We start from the raw sequence: 13,971 nt of genomic DNA on the forward strand, positions 1-13,971 counted from the left end.
ATGCTTGTTGAACGCGTGGGCGGCATCCAGGCAGCAGGCAGCCATGCGCCCAGGTATAGCCGCCCACCCTACAGGTCTGTATACCTCCATCCTTTCTCCACATTCGGCAGGCACAGTCGCTGCATTGGCGCTACCTTCCGCGCGCCGCACCACAAGGAGAACCAGATGCACCCACTTTCCATCGCGCTTGTCGCCCTGCTGCTCATCCCGGGCAGCGGCGAGGCCGCCGACCGCACCGACGCCAGGACCGGACAGGACGCGACCTGGAGCGCACCGCCAGCGCCGCCGGCACCGCCTGCGCCACCAGCGCTACCTGGGCATCCGATGCCCCCGGTTCCCCCTGCCCCACCCCCTCCGCCCGCTCCGCCACCACCGCCCGCAGTCCCGGCCGAAGCCCACGCCGCCTGCCATGGCAAGGCAAACGGCAGCCTGCTCACCTTCACGCCCGGTCTGGGCGAAACGATGCGCGGCCGCTGTGAACGGGTCGATGGACGCATGGTGTTCCAGCTGCGCAGTTATCAATACCATCGCAGCGAACGCTGACGGCAAGCCGACCCATGCGTGACGAACGCCACCCTGTTAGCAAAATGATTAGAATCGGCGCATCAGATTTCAGTCAATGGGGCGGCGATGTTCGATATGGATTTGGAATGGTGGGAATTCGTCGTGCGCGGCGCGGTCGTCTACCTGGCGCTGCTCGTGATGGTGCGTTTGTCGGGCCGGCGCACGGTCGGCCAATTGACGCCCTTCGACCTGCTGGTGGTGATGCTGCTGTCGGAAGCGGTCTCGAATTCCCTGTCCGGCGGCGACGACTCGCTCAGTGGTGGCCTGATCATCGCCGCCACGCTGATCGTCCTCAACTCGTCCGTGGCCATGCTCTCCGCCTGGAGCAAGCGCGCCTCGGTCATCCTCGACGGCACCGCCATCCAGATCGGCAGCGACGGCCAATTCTTCGACAAGGTCGTGAAACAATGCCGCATCACCGAGTCCGACCTGGAGCAGTCGCTGCGCACGGCGGACTGTTCCAGGTCGGAGATGCAGACTGCTTACCTTGAGGCGGACGGCGAGATCACGATCCAGAAGAAAAAGTGACCTGACTTGACGTGCCGCGTCCTCGACATGATTCACCCAGGGGAGATGCACGCCAAATCTGTATCATTTTCGTGCGTTCAATTTCTTCCGGAGCTTATTGCTCAGCGGCTCCTGCCCATCCGTACCGTGTGGGAGCCCCACTCCTGATGTGCTAATTTTTTTGGCAGCGCCACACCGTGGCGCCTTGGACTCTTTCCTGATCAGGAGGTTTGCCATGAAACACAATGTGTCCCTGCTGGCGCTTGCCGCGGCCCTGGTGTTCGCACCGCTCGCCGCTCAGGCCCAGACCACCTACAAGGCGGTGGCCAGCGGCCCGTCCGAAAGTCCACCGAACGATTCGCCCGGTTCGAGCGTCGCCAGCTTCGAAATCGACGGCAACCTGCTGCGTGCCGAAGTGCCGTTCCGCGATCTTGTAGGCACCAGCGTCGCGGCGCACATCCACTGCTGCACCACGGACGCCTTTACCGGCACTGCGCCGATCGCCCTGCCCTTCGCCGATTTCCCGACCGGGGTCACGAATGGGATCTATTCGCAAGCCTTCGACCTGAGCGACGCGGCGACCTACGCGCCGGCCTTCCTGACCGCGTTCGGCGGCACCGCGGCCTCGGCCGGCGCGGCATTGCTCGAGGCGATGAATGGCAACCAGGCCTACCTGAACATCCACACGACCGAATTCCCCGCCGGCGAGATCCGCGGCTTCGTGGTGGCGGCGCCGATTCCGGAGCCGGCCACCTGGGGCATGCTCGGGCTGGGCATGGCAGGCGTGGGGATGCTGGCGCGGCGGCGGCGCACTTAGCTGGCGCGCGCTTCCCGTTCGGCCAGCATCGCTGACCAGGCGGGAATCGCCCGTTCCCAAAAGGCGGCGAGCGACACCGGCCGCGCAAACTGCAGGCCGAGGAAGCGCGCGGCGTCCATCAGCGCTTCGATGGCCGCCGCTTCGTCGCCCGGCAGCACGGCCAGCGCGCCGGTCTGCTTCGACAGCTTCTCGCCATCGGCATTGCGCACCACCGGCACGTGCAGGTAGCGCGGCGTCGGCACGCCCAACAAACGCTGCAGGTAAATCTGGCGCGCGGTCGAATCGATCAGGTCGGCGCCGCGCACGATGTCGGTCACGCCCTGCGTGGCATCGTCGACCACCACCGCCAGCTGGTAGGCCCAGTAGCCGTCGGCGCGCTTCAGCACGAAGTCGCCCGACTCGCTGTGCAGGTGCTGGGTCATGGGGCCGGCAAAGCGGTCGAGGAAGGTGATCGTGTCGGCGCCGGCATCGGGCACGCGCAGGCGCAGGCTGCGCATGGAACGCCCCGGCGCCAGGCCGTGGCGGCAGGTGCCCGGATAGATCGCCGCGCCGTCCGGTGCGACGCCAAGGCGGGAATCGAGGATCTCGCGGCGGTTGCAGCCGCACGGATAGGCGTGCCTGCCTAAGCGTTCGGCCGCCGCTGCATACAGGTCCTTGCGGCGGCTCTGCCAGACGACGTCAAGGTCCGACTGCATGCCGAGCGCATCGAGCAGCGCCAGGATCGCCCTGTCGGCGCCGGCCACGCTGCGGCCTTCGTCGATGTCCTCGATACGCACCAGCCACTGGCCATGATGGGCGCGCGCGTCGAGGTAACTGGCGACGGCCGCCACCAGCGAGCCGGCATGCAGCGGCCCGGTGGGCGAAGGCGCGAAACGGCCGATGTAGGTGGGGCTCACAGGTGATACGAGGTAGCTGGGACGGGCGTTACCTTACCACATGGCCTTATTTCGGCCCGCCCTTCCAGCCTTCCTTGGCTTCGAAGTCGCGGATCAGGCGCGTCACCTGGTCGCCGACTTCGTTCGGCACCGCCATCGACAGCTGGTAGTGCACGATCTCGAAACTGTCGCCCTTGCGGCGCATGACGCCGCTGGCCTGGCAGGTGCCCATCTGGGTGTCGAGCAGTTCGTCGAACCAGATCATCGACTTGTCTTCGGAAAAATAGACATTGCGGCGCAGGGCCTTGAAAGCCCAGGCCGATTTGCGCTGGAAATAAGGTTTGGCCCAGGTTTTGAATTCATCGCGGCGCCAGTGCTCGCCCTTGTCGGTGCCGATATAGATGCCATCCTTGGCGATCTTGTCGAAATAGGCGGGACGCGCATGGGCCGCATCGCTGTGCCAGCGGTCGACAAAGGCATTCACCTGTTTCTTCAGCACGGGATCGGCCTGTGCCACCAGGGCGCACAGGAACAGGGAGCAGGCAAGCAACAGACGTTTCATGAGTGTGCTGAATGTTGACGGAAAAATCAGATTCTACACAGCCATATGTAACCAAGTGTACAAATTGCCAAACTATTTTAGTTCAGGTATACATTCAGCAACATTACTTCTCTTCAATTGCGTATGCGCCTGTTCCTGTTGTGCGTGCTCGCTTTGCCGCTGCAGGCCAATGCGGCCCCGTCCGCCGTGACGCCTCCCGCGCTTGCCGCAGCCAATGCGGAAGAAAAGGCCACACGGCTGCCACTGCGTGCGCGCTTGGACAAAGACGTCATTCGCGCCGCCCTCAAGGATTTGCCCGCCGAGCCCGCACCCGATGGACGCCGCTTTGGGGCAGCCACGCCCAGCCCAACGCCCGGCAAACAATTCGCGACGGATTTCGCCAACGCGCGCCTGCCGGATTGCCTGCACGCCGATGGCCTGAAACACCAGCCGACCTTTTTCCTCGGCGGCGTGCTGGCCCTGCCCTTCATCGCGGTGGCCAAGCTGCGCGGGGTATGTCACTGAGGCCGCTGAGGCCGCCTAGCGGTGCAGGTCGCCGGCCCGCTCCGGCTGGTAGACGATCTCGCGCACGGTCACGTCGAAGCGCCCGCCGTCCGGGCGCGTCCATTCGATGCTGTCGCCGACTTTGAGTCCCAGCAGCGCACTGCCAACGGGCGTCAGCACCGACAGCTTGTCGCCGCCGCCATCGACGTCTTTCGGATAGGCGAGCGACAGGTCGAATTCCTGCGGCGCATTGTCGAGAACAAAACGCACGCGCGAATTCATGGTAACGACGTCCTGCGGCATGTCTTCCGGCTCGACCAGCTCGGCGCGCGCCAGTTCGTCGAGCAGCGTGTCGCGCGTTCCGGCCTGTGCAGCGGGCAGCGAATCGAGCAATGTTTCAAGGCGCTCCATGTCGAGCGAGGATACGACGATCGGTGGTCTCATTTGTAACTCCATAGTCGAAAAGGGAATGCTCCGCGGGGTGTGGAGAAGGTCGATACAGTGGAGGTGGCTCGGGAGGACGGATGGCGCGAAGCCGGCCGGATTTCCTCACCGAGCCCGGGAGAGCCAGGCGAGATCTCGCGTGGTGAGGATGCAAATGGACGAACGACGACCTCCCTCGTTCAGGGACGAACCACAAGCCTGCAAGTAGCTGGTTGGATTCATAGGTCAGTAAAAAGCCGCAAAGGACAAACAAAGCTGCTAACGGCGTGCACCGTAGGGTGGACTCCGTCCACGCGTTACACCGCATGCATACCGCAAAGCGTGCCAACAACGATGCCGCAGAGAAGAGACAGCCCCAGTATAGCCCCATCAACGAAAAAAGCGGGCCGAAGCCCGCTTCTCATCCAACGCGCCTGACAATCAACGCTGGTCGATCCCCGGCACGTCGCGAACAGGCGAACCCACGAACAGCTGACGCGGACGGCCAATCTTCTGCTCCGGATCGGCAATCATCTCGTTCCACTGGGCGATCCAGCCGATGGTACGCGCCATTGCGAAGATACCGGTGAACATCGAGACCGGGATGCCCAGTGCCGACTGCACGATGCCGGAGTAGAAGTCGACGTTCGGGTACAGCTTGCGCGACACGAAGTATTCGTCTTCCAGCGCGATGCGTTCCAGTTCCATCGCCAGCTTGAACAGCGGGTCTTCCTGCAGGCCCAGTTCTTCCAGCACTTCGTGGCAGGTTTCGCGCATCAGTTTGGCGCGCGGGTCGAAGTTCTTGTACACGCGGTGACCGAAGCCCATCAGCTTGACGCCCGAGTTCTTGTCCTTGACCTTCTCGATGAAGGCAGGGATGTTCTCGACCGTGCCGATTTCCTTCAGCATGTTCAGGGCCGCTTCGTTGGCGCCGCCGTGGGCAGGACCCCACAGGCAGGCGATGCCGGCAGCGATACAGGCGAACGGGTTGGCGCCCGACGAACCGGCCAGGCGGACGGTCGAGGTCGATGCGTTCTGTTCGTGGTCGGCGTGCAGGATCAGGATGCGGTCGAGGGCGCGCACCAGCACGTCGTTGACCTTGTACTCTTCGCACGGGTTGGCGAACATCATGTGCATGAAGTTGGCGCTGTACGACAGGTCGTTGCGTGGATACATGAACGGCTGGCCGACCGAGTACTTGTAGGCCATGGCGACCAGGGTCGGCAGCTTGGCGATCAGGCGGATCGCCGAGATTTCGCGCTGCTTGGCGTCGTTGATGTCGAGCGAGTCGTGGTAGAACGAGGCCAGGGCGCCGACGGTGCCGACCAGGACCGACATCGGGTGCGCGTCACGGCGGAAGCCGCGGAAGAAGAAGTTCATCTGCTCGTGGATCATCGTGTGCTTGGTCACGGTGTCGTCGAAGGTCTTCTTCTGCTCGGCGGTCGGCAGTTCGCCGTTCAGCAGCAGGTAGCAGGTTTCCAGGAAGTCGCAGTTCTCGGCCAGCTGCTCGATCGGGTAGCCGCGGTACAGCAGCTCGCCCTTGTCGCCGTCGATGTAGGTGATGCTCGAGTTGCAGGCGGCGGTGGACATGAAGCCCGGGTCGTAGGTGAACTTGCCGGTCTGGCCGTACAGCTTACGGATGTCGACGACGTCCGGGCCGATCGTGCCTTTGTAAATCGGCATGTCGATCGATGGGCTGCCGTCGGAGAACGACAGGGTGGCTTTGGTATCAGAGATATTCATGGCACTTCCTTCTTGGGAGTGGATCTACAAAATATGAAACGAATGCGAGTTCGCTCACGCTTCGCGCAGGCGCGCCAGCAAGGCGTGCACCTGCGGCAGGTCGACCTCGCCTTCGGGCTCGGCGCGGCCCAGCAGCAGGTCCATCAGCGGGTTGTCCGCCAGGTCGAGCAAGCGGGTCAGCGCATCGACGTCGTCATCCGTCAGGCTCGCCTCATGCGCATCGAGGAAGCGCGTGAGGATCAGGTCGTTTTCGAGCAGTCCACGGCGCGCACGCCAGCGCAGGCGGGCACGGTTGGCAGGATCGGATTGATGCGTCACTCTAGAGTCCGTTGTTGGGTCAACACTATACTCCGGCTGCCGGGAATCGGCAGTACCGTACTTCTACTGTATTTATTGCAATACTTTGGGCGCAATGCGGGGGAATATATCCGAAATTGCGCTCCCGTGATGGACGTGATGCGGTGTCCGGGTGCTGCCTGGGGTGCGGGCGACGAGTTCGTGGGTCGCCTGCTTTCATGCGGTGTACCGCGTGGGCTCGGAGAGCCCACCCTACGGTGCACAACCGCCGGTTGAACGCGTGGACGGGGGACCCGTCCACCCTACGTTGGCTGTTGCGTAACGTAGGGTGGGCACCTGTGCCCACGCGGTTCACGGCTGGCAATACGGCGCCGGCTGAAAACATCCAACGACCTTAGATCGCCCGGCGAACCAGCAATTCCTTGATCTTGCCGATCGCCTTGTTCGGATTCAGGCCCTTCGGGCAGACGTCCGTGCAATTCATGATCGAATGGCAGCGGAACAGGCGGTACGGGTCTTCCAGGTTGTCCAGGCGCTCGTTGGTGGCTTCGTCGCGCGAGTCGGCGATGAAGCGGTAGGCTTGCAGCAGTCCGGCTGGACCGACGAACTTGTCCGGGTTCCACCAGAACGACGGGCACGAGGTCGAGCAGCAGGCGCACAGGATGCACTCGTACAGGCCGTCGAGCTCTTCGCGCTCTTCAGGCGATTGCAGGCGCTCTTTTTCCGGCTTGATCGATTCGTTGATCAGGAACGGCTTGACCGAGTGGTACTGCTTGAAGAACTGGGTCATGTCGACGATCAGGTCGCGCACGACCGGCAGGCCCGGCAGCGGACGCAGCACGATCGGCTGGCTCAGTTCGTTCAGGTTGGTGGTGCAGGCCAGGCCGTTCTTGCCGTTGATGTTCATCGCGTCCGAACCGCAGACGCCTTCGCGGCACGAGCGGCGCAGGGCCAGCGAATCGTCGACGTCCGACTTGATGCGCTGCAGCGCGTCGAGCAGCATCTTGTCGGTGTCTTTCAGTTCGACGGTGACGTCTTGCATGTAAGGCTTCGAATCCTTGTCCGGATCGTAGCGGTAGATCTTCAGTTGGACTGTGCGTGCCATGTGGTTTACCTAAATAATTTTTCGTGGATCAGAACGTACGTGGCTTCGGTTTGAAGGTATCGACCGTCAGCGGCTTGGTCACGACCGGCTTGTAGTCGAGACGGTTGCCTTCCGAGAAGAACAACGTGTGCTTCATCCAGTTTTCGTCGTCGCGCTGCTCGTAGTCGCTGTGGGCGTGGGCGCCGCGCGATTCCTTGCGTGCCGCAGCCGACACGATGGTCGCCTTGGCCACTTCGATCAGGTTGTCGAGTTCGATCGCTTCGATGCGGGCGGTGTTGAACACCTTCGACTTGTCCTTGAACGAGACGTGCTTGCGGCGCTCGTCGAGCTTCATGATTTCGGCCACGCCCTGGTCCATCAGGGCCTGGGTGCGGAACACGCCGCAGTACTTCTGCATGGTGGCGCGGATGTCGTTGGCGACGTCCTGCACCTTTTCGCTGCCGCTCGCCGTTTCCTGGCGGTTGAGGCGATCCAGCGCGTAGTCGGCGAAGTCCTTCGGCAGGGCGCGGTTGCCCTGGGCCTTGAGCTTCTGGCCGATGATGTGGTTGCCGGCCGCGCGGCCGAACACCAGCAGGTCGAGCAGCGAGTTCGTGCCAAGGCGGTTGGCGCCGTGCACCGAGACGCAGGCGCATTCGCCAATCGCGTACAGACCGTTGACGATCTTCTGGCTGCCGCTGCCGTCAGGTGCGACGACCTGGCCGTGGATGTTGGTCGGGATGCCGCCCATCTGGTAGTGGATGGTCGGAACGACAGGGATCGGTTCCTTGGTCGCATCGACGTTGGCGAACTTGTGGCCGATTTCCAGGATCGAAGGCAGGCGCTTCTTGATGGTATCGGCGCCGATGTGGCGCAGGTCCAGCAGCACGTGGTCCTTGTTCGGGCCGACGCCGCGGCCTTCCTTGATTTCCTGGTCCATCGAGCGCGAGACGAAGTCGCGCGGCGCCAGGTCCTTCAGGGTCGGCGCATAGCGCTCCATGAAGCGTTCGCCGTTCGAGTTGATCAGGATACCGCCCTCGCCGCGCACGCCCTCGGTGATCAGGACGCCCGCGCCGGCCACGCCGGTCGGGTGGAACTGCCAGAACTCCATGTCCTGCAGCGGCAGGCCGGCGCGTGCCGCCATGCCCAGGCCGTCGCCGGTGTTGATGAAGGCATTCGTCGAGGCGGCGAAGATGCGGCCGGCGCCGCCGGTGGCGAAGATCGTGGTCTTCGCTTGCAGCATCATGACGTCGCCGGTTTCCATTTCGAGGGCGACCACGCCCAGCACGTCGCCGTCGGCGTTACGCACCAGGTCGAGGGCTTGCCATTCGACGAAGAAGTGGGTCCGCGAGCGAACGTTACGCTGGTACAGCGTGTGCAGCAGCGCATGGCCGGTACGGTCGGCCGCGGCGCAGGCGCGCTGGACCGGCTTTTCGCCGAAGTTGGCGGTGTGGCCGCCGAACGGGCGCTGGTAAATCGTACCGTCGGTGTTGCGGTCGAACGGCATGCCGAAGTGTTCCAGCTCGTAGACGACTTTCGGTGCTTCACGGCACATGAATTCGATCGCATCCTGGTCGCCCAGGTAGTCCGAGCCCTTGACGGTGTCGAACATGTGCCAGTACCAGTCGTCTTCGCTCATGTTGCCCAGCGAAGCGCCGATGCCGCCCTGCGCCGCCACGGTGTGCGAGCGGGTCGGGAACACTTTTGAGAGCACGGCGACGTTCAGGCCGGCTTCGGTCAGTTGCAGTGCGGCGCGCAGGCCGGAACCGCCCGCGCCGACGATGACGACGTCGAACTGGCGGGTAGGGATTGCAGAATTAAATGCTGCCACGATTAAACACTCCAGAGAATTTGCACAGTCCACACGGCGTATGCCACCAGCAGGAGCACGGTGATGCACTGCAAGGCCAGCTTGATGCCGGCGTTTTTGACGTAGTCCATCCAGATGTCACGCACGCCGACCCACACGTGGTAGAACAGTCCGAAGAAGGTGACTGCCGTGAAGAGCTTGAACCACTGGCGCGAGAACAGCGACGCCCAGCCTTCGTAGGTGAAGTTTTGTGCGGTCAGGAAGGTGGCGAGCAGGATGACGGTGTACACCACCATCAGGATCGCGGTGACGCGCTGCGCCAGCCAGTCACGCACACCGTAGTGGGCGCCGACGACGAGGCGGCGCTGGCCGATATTATTCTTGCTTGCCATGATTAGAATACTCCGAACAGTTTCAGGCCACAGAGGGCGGTCAGGACCAGGCTGATGACCAGCACCCAGCGTGCGGTCTTCTGGGCGGCGTCCTTGTCCAGGGCAATGTGGTTGTCCATGAACAGGTGGCGGATGCCGGCGGTGAAATGGTGCGCATAGGCCCAGATCAGGCCCAGCAGGATGATCTTGGTGAAGGCGTTGTCGACGATGCCGCCGAAGTGGTAGTACGAGATTTCCGAACGCAGGCTTTCCTGGAGCAAATACAACAGGAAAGGCAACATCAGGAAGAGCCCGAAACCGCTGATGCGGTGCAGGATCGACACGATGGCCGATGGCGGCATCTTGTAATGCGTAGTGATATCCGCAATATTGATATTACGAATCGGCTGTCCTCTCTTTTGCTGCTTTGTTATGGCCTCGGACATACAACACCTCCCTTAACTGACAAAATGTGATTAACCCTTAATTTTCGCCGATTTTTTGCGGCGCACCAAGACACATTCTCCGAATATTCGTGGGATAAACGTGGAACCGGGTTTTGTTTGGCGATTTCTTGCTAACAACATATTTTATACGCATACGAACGAACGTGCTGACGGTCCGCTTTTCGTAGGGTGGACGGCTCCGCCGTCCACGTGGTGATACTTGTCGGGTCCGATATCGTGCCGGATGATCTCGCTGCTACGTACCACCGCGTGGCCGGGAAACCCGTCCACCCTACGGCTTGCATCACGTATCACGACAACTCGTTCTGGTAATGATGCTGCGCCGTCAGATACAAGCCGCGCCGCAACTCCACCGGGCGGTCGCCGTAGGTGAACGACACCCGGTCCGCCACCAGCAAGGGGGTACCTTCGGCCACGTTCAAATATTCGGCGGCGGCGGCATCGGCCCCGACCGCGCGGATCTTCTCGGTCGCGCGGATCATGCGCGTGCCGAATTCCGACTCGAACAGGCCGTACATCGGACCCTTGTACTCGACCAGCCGCTCGGCCGTCAGCCCCTTGAACACCTGCCCCGGCAGCCACAACTCTTCGAGGATGGTCGGCGCGCCGTCGAAGCACATCAGGCGCTTGATGTAGACGACGGCGTCGCCCGATTTCAGCTCGAGCAGGCGCGTCACCTCGGCCGGCGCACGGATGCGCTTGACCTCGATGATGCGGTTCTCGGGATGGTGGGGCACGCCCTCGTCGGGCATCAGTTTCAGGAAGCGGAAATGCGCGCGTTCTTCGTGGTGGGTGGCAACGAAGGTGCCCTTCCCTTGCCGGCGCACCACCAGGTTCTCGGCAGCGAGTTCGTCGATGGCCTTGCGCACCGTGCCCTGGCTGACCTTGAAGCGAGCCGCCAGTTCGACTTCGCTCGGCATCAACTCGCCCGGCTTCCACTCTCCGGATTGCAGGCTGTGCGTGATCAGCGCCTTGATTTGCTGATACAACGGCCGGAACGATGGCGAAGCATTGCTGCCTGGCCCCTCGCCGGAAGGGTTGGTCGGGACGGAATTCATAGACCACGATTTCACCACAAAAGCCCCGTTCCGTCCAGTGTGCGCATGGCAACATATGTGTCTTATATAAGACATATGATATCAATTGACAGGTAGAACAGGCGAGGACTACACTCGCGGTCGATCGGGTGTCCAGGCAGGCCTCGCGCCATATGCAGGACGCCTACGGGATCGATGTCCGTTTTGGTATGATTGCAGTTTTCGCGGACAGGCGTATCCTCGGCTTCGACCGTTTTCATTCCCACTTTTGGAGATTCATCATGGCTAAAACCCCAATGCGCGTTGCCGTTACCGGCGCTGCCGGCCAGATCGGCTATTCGCTGCTGTTCCGTATCGCTAACGGCGACATGCTGGGCAAAGACCAGCCGGTCATCCTGCAGCTGCTGGAGATCGACAACGAAAAAGCACAGAAAGCCCTCAAGGGCGTCATGATGGAAATCGACGACTGCGCCTTCCCGCTGCTGGCCGGCATGACCGCGCACTCGGACCCGATGACCGCGTTCAAGGACGTCGAGTTCGCCCTGCTGGTCGGCGCGCGTCCACGCGGCCCTGGCATGGAACGCAAGGACCTGCTGGAAGCCAACGCCCAGATCTTCACCGTGCAGGGCAAGGCGCTCGACGCCGTCGCTGCGCGCAACGTCAAGGTGCTGGTGGTCGGCAACCCTGCCAACACCAACGCCTACATCGCCATGAAATCGGCGCCGAGCCTGCCGGCGAAAAACTTCACCGCCATGCTGCGCCTGGACCACAACCGCGCGCTGTCGCAAGTGGCTGCCAAGCTGGGCAAGCCGGTCGGTTCGATCGAAAAGATGGCTGTCTGGGGCAACCACTCGCCAACCATGTACGCCGACTACCGCTTCGCCACCATCGACGGCGCCTCGGTCAAGGAAGCGATCAACGACGACGCCTGGAACCGCGACACCTTCCTGCCGACCGTCGGCAAGCGCGGCGCCGCCATCATCGACGCGCGCGGTGCGTCGTCGGCCGCATCGGCCGCCAACGCGGCGATCGACCACATGCATGACTGGCACCTGGGCACCGGCGGCAAGTGGACCACGATGGGCATCCCATCGGATGGTTCCTACGGCATCCCTGAAGGCACCATGTTCGGCTTCCCGGTCACGGTCGAAAACGGCGAGTACACCATCGTGCAAGGCCTGGAGATCGACGCGTTCTCGCAAGAGCGCATCAACCTGACGCTGAAAGAGCTGACGGAAGAGCGCGAAGGCGTAGCCCACCTGCTGGCCTGAGTTGACACCGCGGCGGATGGGCCGGCACGGCATGCCCATCCGCTGAACTTTCTGTGCCGCCTCCTGGGCGGCACGGCTGTTTCTACTACTAAACCCACCATGCACCCTTCCGAGGTTTTATTCCAGGGCAAACGCCAGCCGCTCCTGCTTCCCGCCTGCGATCACTATTGCGGCTCGGAGAAGCTGATGCGCAAGTCGATGGCCCTGCAACAAGAGCTTGGCCCCGTCTTCGACATCACCTTCGATTGCGAGGACGGCGCCGCCGCCGGCAACGAAGCCGCGCACGCCCAGCTGGTCGCCGCGCTCGTGAACAGCGAAGACAACCGTTTCAAACGCATCGGCGTGCGCCTGCACGACATCGACAGCCAGCACTTCGTGCAGGACGTGGTCACCATCGTCGGCGCTGCCGCCAATCAATTGGCTTATGTCGTGCTGCCGAAACCGAGCGGCATCGACGACGTACGGCGCGCGCTGGAAATCATCAACCGCGTCGCCGTGCCGAACGGGCGCGCGGCGCTGCCGGTACACGTGCTGATCGAAACCCACGGCGCATTGCACGACGCCTACGAGATCGCCGCCCTGCCCCAGGTCGAGTGCCTGTCGTTCGGCATCATGGATTTCGTTTCCTCGCACTTCGGTGCGATTCCCGCCGGTGCGATGCGCACCCCGGGACAGTTTTCTCACCCATTAGTTGTCCGCGCCAAGCTGGAGATGGTTGCGGCATGTCATGCGCACGGCAAGGTGGCCTCGCATAATGTGACGACCGAGATCAAAGACAGCGCGATTGTGGCAAACGATGCACAACGTGCCGGCGGCGAATTCGGTTTTACGCGCATGTGGAGCATCCATCCCGACCAGATCAAACCGATCGTCAAGGCGTTTACGCCCCGTCTGTCGGAAGTGAACGAAGCCACCAACATTTTGCAGGAAGCGATGGCGGTGAATTGGGGTCCGATTGCTCAACATGGGCGCTTGCACGACCGCGCCAGCTACCGATATTATTGGACCGTTTTGCAGCGCGCGAAGCTGGCCGGCCTGGCGCTGCCTGAATCCGCGGCGGCAATCGTCAACCAAACGGAATCCCACTAATGGCCACCTCCCCCAAACACCTGTTCGCCGCCGGCGCTTTCGCGTTCGCGGCTATTGCCCTGTGCGCTGCTCCTGTCTCGGCCGCTCCCGAGAAAAACCACCCGAAGGCGGAAGACGTCCTGAAGGCCAGGAAAGCTAAGACCGCGAAGCCATCGAAGTCGAAGAAAGCAGCCGCCGCTGCGGCAGCGACCGTCGCTACTGCCGCCGCCGCCGACAACTGGGCGCCGGCCGACGAAGCCGAACCGGACATCACCGATACCAAGGTCACCGAGTACACCTGCGAGCTGAACAACAAGGTCACGATCTACTCGAACGAGAACGACGACGCCCACATCGCGCTGCGCTGGAAGAAGCGCCTGCACCGCCTGGAGCGGGTCGGCACCACCACCGGCGCGCTGCGTTTCGAGAACACCAATTTCCGCCTGATCTGGATCGGCATCCCGTCGAAGGGCATCCTGCTCGACTCGCGCCTGAACCGCCAGCTGGCCAATGAATGCAAGAATGCCGAGCAAAGCAAGCCTGTCGTTGCTGCCGCTTCGGAACCGAAGAAAGCCGACGCCTGAAGAACCAATCG

17 protein-coding genes are annotated in these 13,971 nt (G+C 62.6%); 7 read left to right on the plus strand and 10 right to left on the minus strand.

Features of this window, described 5'->3' with window-relative positions; all coding sequences use genetic code 11:
• Positions 1-165 precede the first annotated feature (165 nt).
• The 3 genes from IFT60_RS06495 to IFT60_RS06505 all read left to right on the plus strand — a co-directional run bounded on the left by IFT60_RS06495 (position 166) and on the right by IFT60_RS06505 (position 1,888).
• Positions 166-543 carry a hypothetical protein gene (locus tag IFT60_RS06495; RefSeq protein ID WP_192050754.1) on the plus strand — a complete coding sequence of 126 codons (378 nt, stop codon included), beginning with the start codon at positions 166-168 and terminating at the stop codon, positions 541-543.
• A gap of 87 nt (positions 544-630) precedes the next feature.
• Positions 631-1,092, plus strand: a complete 462-nt coding sequence (locus tag IFT60_RS06500; protein WP_192050756.1) for a DUF421 domain-containing protein — start codon at positions 631-633, stop codon at positions 1,090-1,092.
• Between the two features lie 214 nt (positions 1,093-1,306).
• Positions 1,307-1,888, plus strand: coding sequence for a CHRD domain-containing protein (locus IFT60_RS06505; RefSeq protein WP_192050759.1), 582 nt, complete (start codon positions 1,307-1,309; stop codon positions 1,886-1,888).
• On the opposite strand, the gene gluQRS is transcribed toward IFT60_RS06505, so the two are convergent.
• Both gluQRS and IFT60_RS06515 read right to left on the minus strand, forming a co-directional pair.
• A complete protein-coding gene (gene gluQRS, locus IFT60_RS06510) occupies positions 1,885-2,784 on the minus strand; it encodes a tRNA glutamyl-Q(34) synthetase GluQRS (protein WP_192050761.1) in 900 nt (299 codons plus the stop codon). The two genes, IFT60_RS06505 and gluQRS, sit on opposite strands and share 4 nt — an antisense overlap.
• Before the next feature lie 46 nt (positions 2,785-2,830).
• Positions 2,831-3,325: a nuclear transport factor 2 family protein gene (locus tag IFT60_RS06515; protein WP_192050764.1), complete on the minus strand. Its 495-nt coding sequence runs from the start codon at positions 3,323-3,325 to the stop codon at positions 2,831-2,833.
• Positions 3,326-3,448: 123 nt separating this feature from the next.
• Here IFT60_RS06515 and IFT60_RS06520 point away from each other — a divergent pair, with 123 nt between their 5' ends.
• The gene (locus tag IFT60_RS06520) at positions 3,449-3,829 is read left to right on the plus strand and encodes a hypothetical protein (protein ID WP_192050766.1); all 381 of its coding nucleotides are present in this window, start codon (positions 3,449-3,451) and stop codon (positions 3,827-3,829) included.
• Between the two features lie 15 nt (positions 3,830-3,844).
• On the opposite strand, the gene rnk is transcribed toward IFT60_RS06520, so the two are convergent.
• The 8 genes from rnk to IFT60_RS06560 form a co-directional block, all read right to left on the minus strand.
• The gene (rnk, locus tag IFT60_RS06525; RefSeq protein ID WP_192050768.1) at positions 3,845-4,252 is read right to left on the minus strand and encodes a nucleoside diphosphate kinase regulator; all 408 of its coding nucleotides are present in this window, start codon (positions 4,250-4,252) and stop codon (positions 3,845-3,847) included.
• Positions 4,253-4,672: 420 nt separating this feature from the next.
• On the minus strand, positions 4,673-5,974 hold the full coding sequence (gene gltA, locus IFT60_RS06530; protein ID WP_192050771.1) for a citrate synthase: 1,302 nt from the start codon (positions 5,972-5,974) through the stop codon (positions 4,673-4,675).
• A gap of 54 nt (positions 5,975-6,028) precedes the next feature.
• The gene (locus tag IFT60_RS06535; protein ID WP_192050773.1) at positions 6,029-6,292 is read right to left on the minus strand and encodes an FAD assembly factor SdhE; all 264 of its coding nucleotides are present in this window, start codon (positions 6,290-6,292) and stop codon (positions 6,029-6,031) included.
• A gap of 373 nt (positions 6,293-6,665) precedes the next feature.
• Positions 6,666-7,376 (minus strand): succinate dehydrogenase iron-sulfur subunit, encoded by a 711-nt coding sequence (locus IFT60_RS06540; RefSeq protein WP_192050775.1) that lies wholly within the window; start codon positions 7,374-7,376, stop codon positions 6,666-6,668.
• 28 nt (positions 7,377-7,404) lie between these two features.
• Positions 7,405-9,183, minus strand: coding sequence for a succinate dehydrogenase flavoprotein subunit (gene sdhA / locus IFT60_RS06545; protein ID WP_192050777.1), 1,779 nt, complete (start codon positions 9,181-9,183; stop codon positions 7,405-7,407).
• A gap of 2 nt (positions 9,184-9,185) precedes the next feature.
• On the minus strand, positions 9,186-9,554 hold the full coding sequence (gene sdhD / locus IFT60_RS06550) for a succinate dehydrogenase, hydrophobic membrane anchor protein (protein WP_192050780.1): 369 nt from the start codon (positions 9,552-9,554) through the stop codon (positions 9,186-9,188).
• A gap of 2 nt (positions 9,555-9,556) precedes the next feature.
• The gene (sdhC, locus tag IFT60_RS06555) at positions 9,557-9,979 is read right to left on the minus strand and encodes a succinate dehydrogenase, cytochrome b556 subunit (protein ID WP_192050782.1); all 423 of its coding nucleotides are present in this window, start codon (positions 9,977-9,979) and stop codon (positions 9,557-9,559) included.
• Between the two features lie 311 nt (positions 9,980-10,290).
• Positions 10,291-11,058: a GntR family transcriptional regulator gene (locus IFT60_RS06560; RefSeq protein WP_192050784.1), complete on the minus strand. Its 768-nt coding sequence runs from the start codon at positions 11,056-11,058 to the stop codon at positions 10,291-10,293.
• Between the two features lie 260 nt (positions 11,059-11,318).
• On the opposite strand from IFT60_RS06560, the gene IFT60_RS06565 reads away from it, so the two are divergent.
• From IFT60_RS06565 to IFT60_RS06575, 3 genes are all read left to right on the plus strand, one after another.
• On the plus strand, positions 11,319-12,308 hold the full coding sequence (locus tag IFT60_RS06565) for a malate dehydrogenase (protein ID WP_192050787.1): 990 nt from the start codon (positions 11,319-11,321) through the stop codon (positions 12,306-12,308).
• Positions 12,309-12,407: 99 nt separating this feature from the next.
• On the plus strand, positions 12,408-13,397 hold the full coding sequence (locus IFT60_RS06570) for an HpcH/HpaI aldolase/citrate lyase family protein (RefSeq protein ID WP_192050789.1): 990 nt from the start codon (positions 12,408-12,410) through the stop codon (positions 13,395-13,397).
• Positions 13,397-13,960: a hypothetical protein gene (locus tag IFT60_RS06575; protein ID WP_192050791.1), complete on the plus strand. Its 564-nt coding sequence runs from the start codon at positions 13,397-13,399 to the stop codon at positions 13,958-13,960. The genes IFT60_RS06570 and IFT60_RS06575 overlap by 1 nt, the downstream gene beginning before the upstream one ends.
• The last annotated feature ends 11 nt before the right edge of the window (positions 13,961-13,971 follow it).

It is taken from the genome of Massilia sp. CFBP 13721, assembly GCF_014842025.1.
In the GTDB taxonomy this organism is placed as follows: Bacteria; Pseudomonadota; Gammaproteobacteria; order Burkholderiales; family Burkholderiaceae_D; genus Telluria.

Excerpts from the sequence above, each read along its gene's own strand:
- IFT60_RS06505 (WP_192050759.1), top strand. The coding sequence starts at position 1,307 with ATGAAACACAATGTGTCCCTGCTGGCGCTTGCCGCGGCCCTGGTGTTC.
- IFT60_RS06520 (WP_192050766.1), top strand. The coding sequence starts at position 3,449 with ATGCGCCTGTTCCTGTTGTGCGTGCTCGCTTTGCCGCTGCAGGCCAAT.
- IFT60_RS06560 (WP_192050784.1), bottom strand. The coding sequence starts at position 11,058 with ATGAATTCCGTCCCGACCAACCCTTCCGGCGAGGGGCCAGGCAGCAAT.
- IFT60_RS06565 (WP_192050787.1), top strand. The coding sequence starts at position 11,319 with ATGGCTAAAACCCCAATGCGCGTTGCCGTTACCGGCGCTGCCGGCCAG.
- IFT60_RS06570 (WP_192050789.1), top strand. The coding sequence starts at position 12,408 with ATGCACCCTTCCGAGGTTTTATTCCAGGGCAAACGCCAGCCGCTCCTG.
- IFT60_RS06495 (WP_192050754.1), top strand. The coding sequence starts at position 166 with ATGCACCCACTTTCCATCGCGCTTGTCGCCCTGCTGCTCATCCCGGGC.
- IFT60_RS06515 (WP_192050764.1), bottom strand. The coding sequence starts at position 3,325 with ATGAAACGTCTGTTGCTTGCCTGCTCCCTGTTCCTGTGCGCCCTGGTG.
- IFT60_RS06575 (WP_192050791.1), top strand. The coding sequence starts at position 13,397 with ATGGCCACCTCCCCCAAACACCTGTTCGCCGCCGGCGCTTTCGCGTTC.
- rnk (WP_192050768.1), bottom strand. The coding sequence starts at position 4,252 with ATGAGACCACCGATCGTCGTATCCTCGCTCGACATGGAGCGCCTTGAA.
- IFT60_RS06500 (WP_192050756.1), top strand. The coding sequence starts at position 631 with ATGTTCGATATGGATTTGGAATGGTGGGAATTCGTCGTGCGCGGCGCG.
- sdhC (WP_192050782.1), bottom strand. The coding sequence starts at position 9,979 with ATGTCCGAGGCCATAACAAAGCAGCAAAAGAGAGGACAGCCGATTCGT.
- gltA (WP_192050771.1), bottom strand. The coding sequence starts at position 5,974 with ATGAATATCTCTGATACCAAAGCCACCCTGTCGTTCTCCGACGGCAGC.
- IFT60_RS06540 (WP_192050775.1), bottom strand. The coding sequence starts at position 7,376 with ATGGCACGCACAGTCCAACTGAAGATCTACCGCTACGATCCGGACAAG.
- sdhD (WP_192050780.1), bottom strand. The coding sequence starts at position 9,554 with ATGGCAAGCAAGAATAATATCGGCCAGCGCCGCCTCGTCGTCGGCGCC.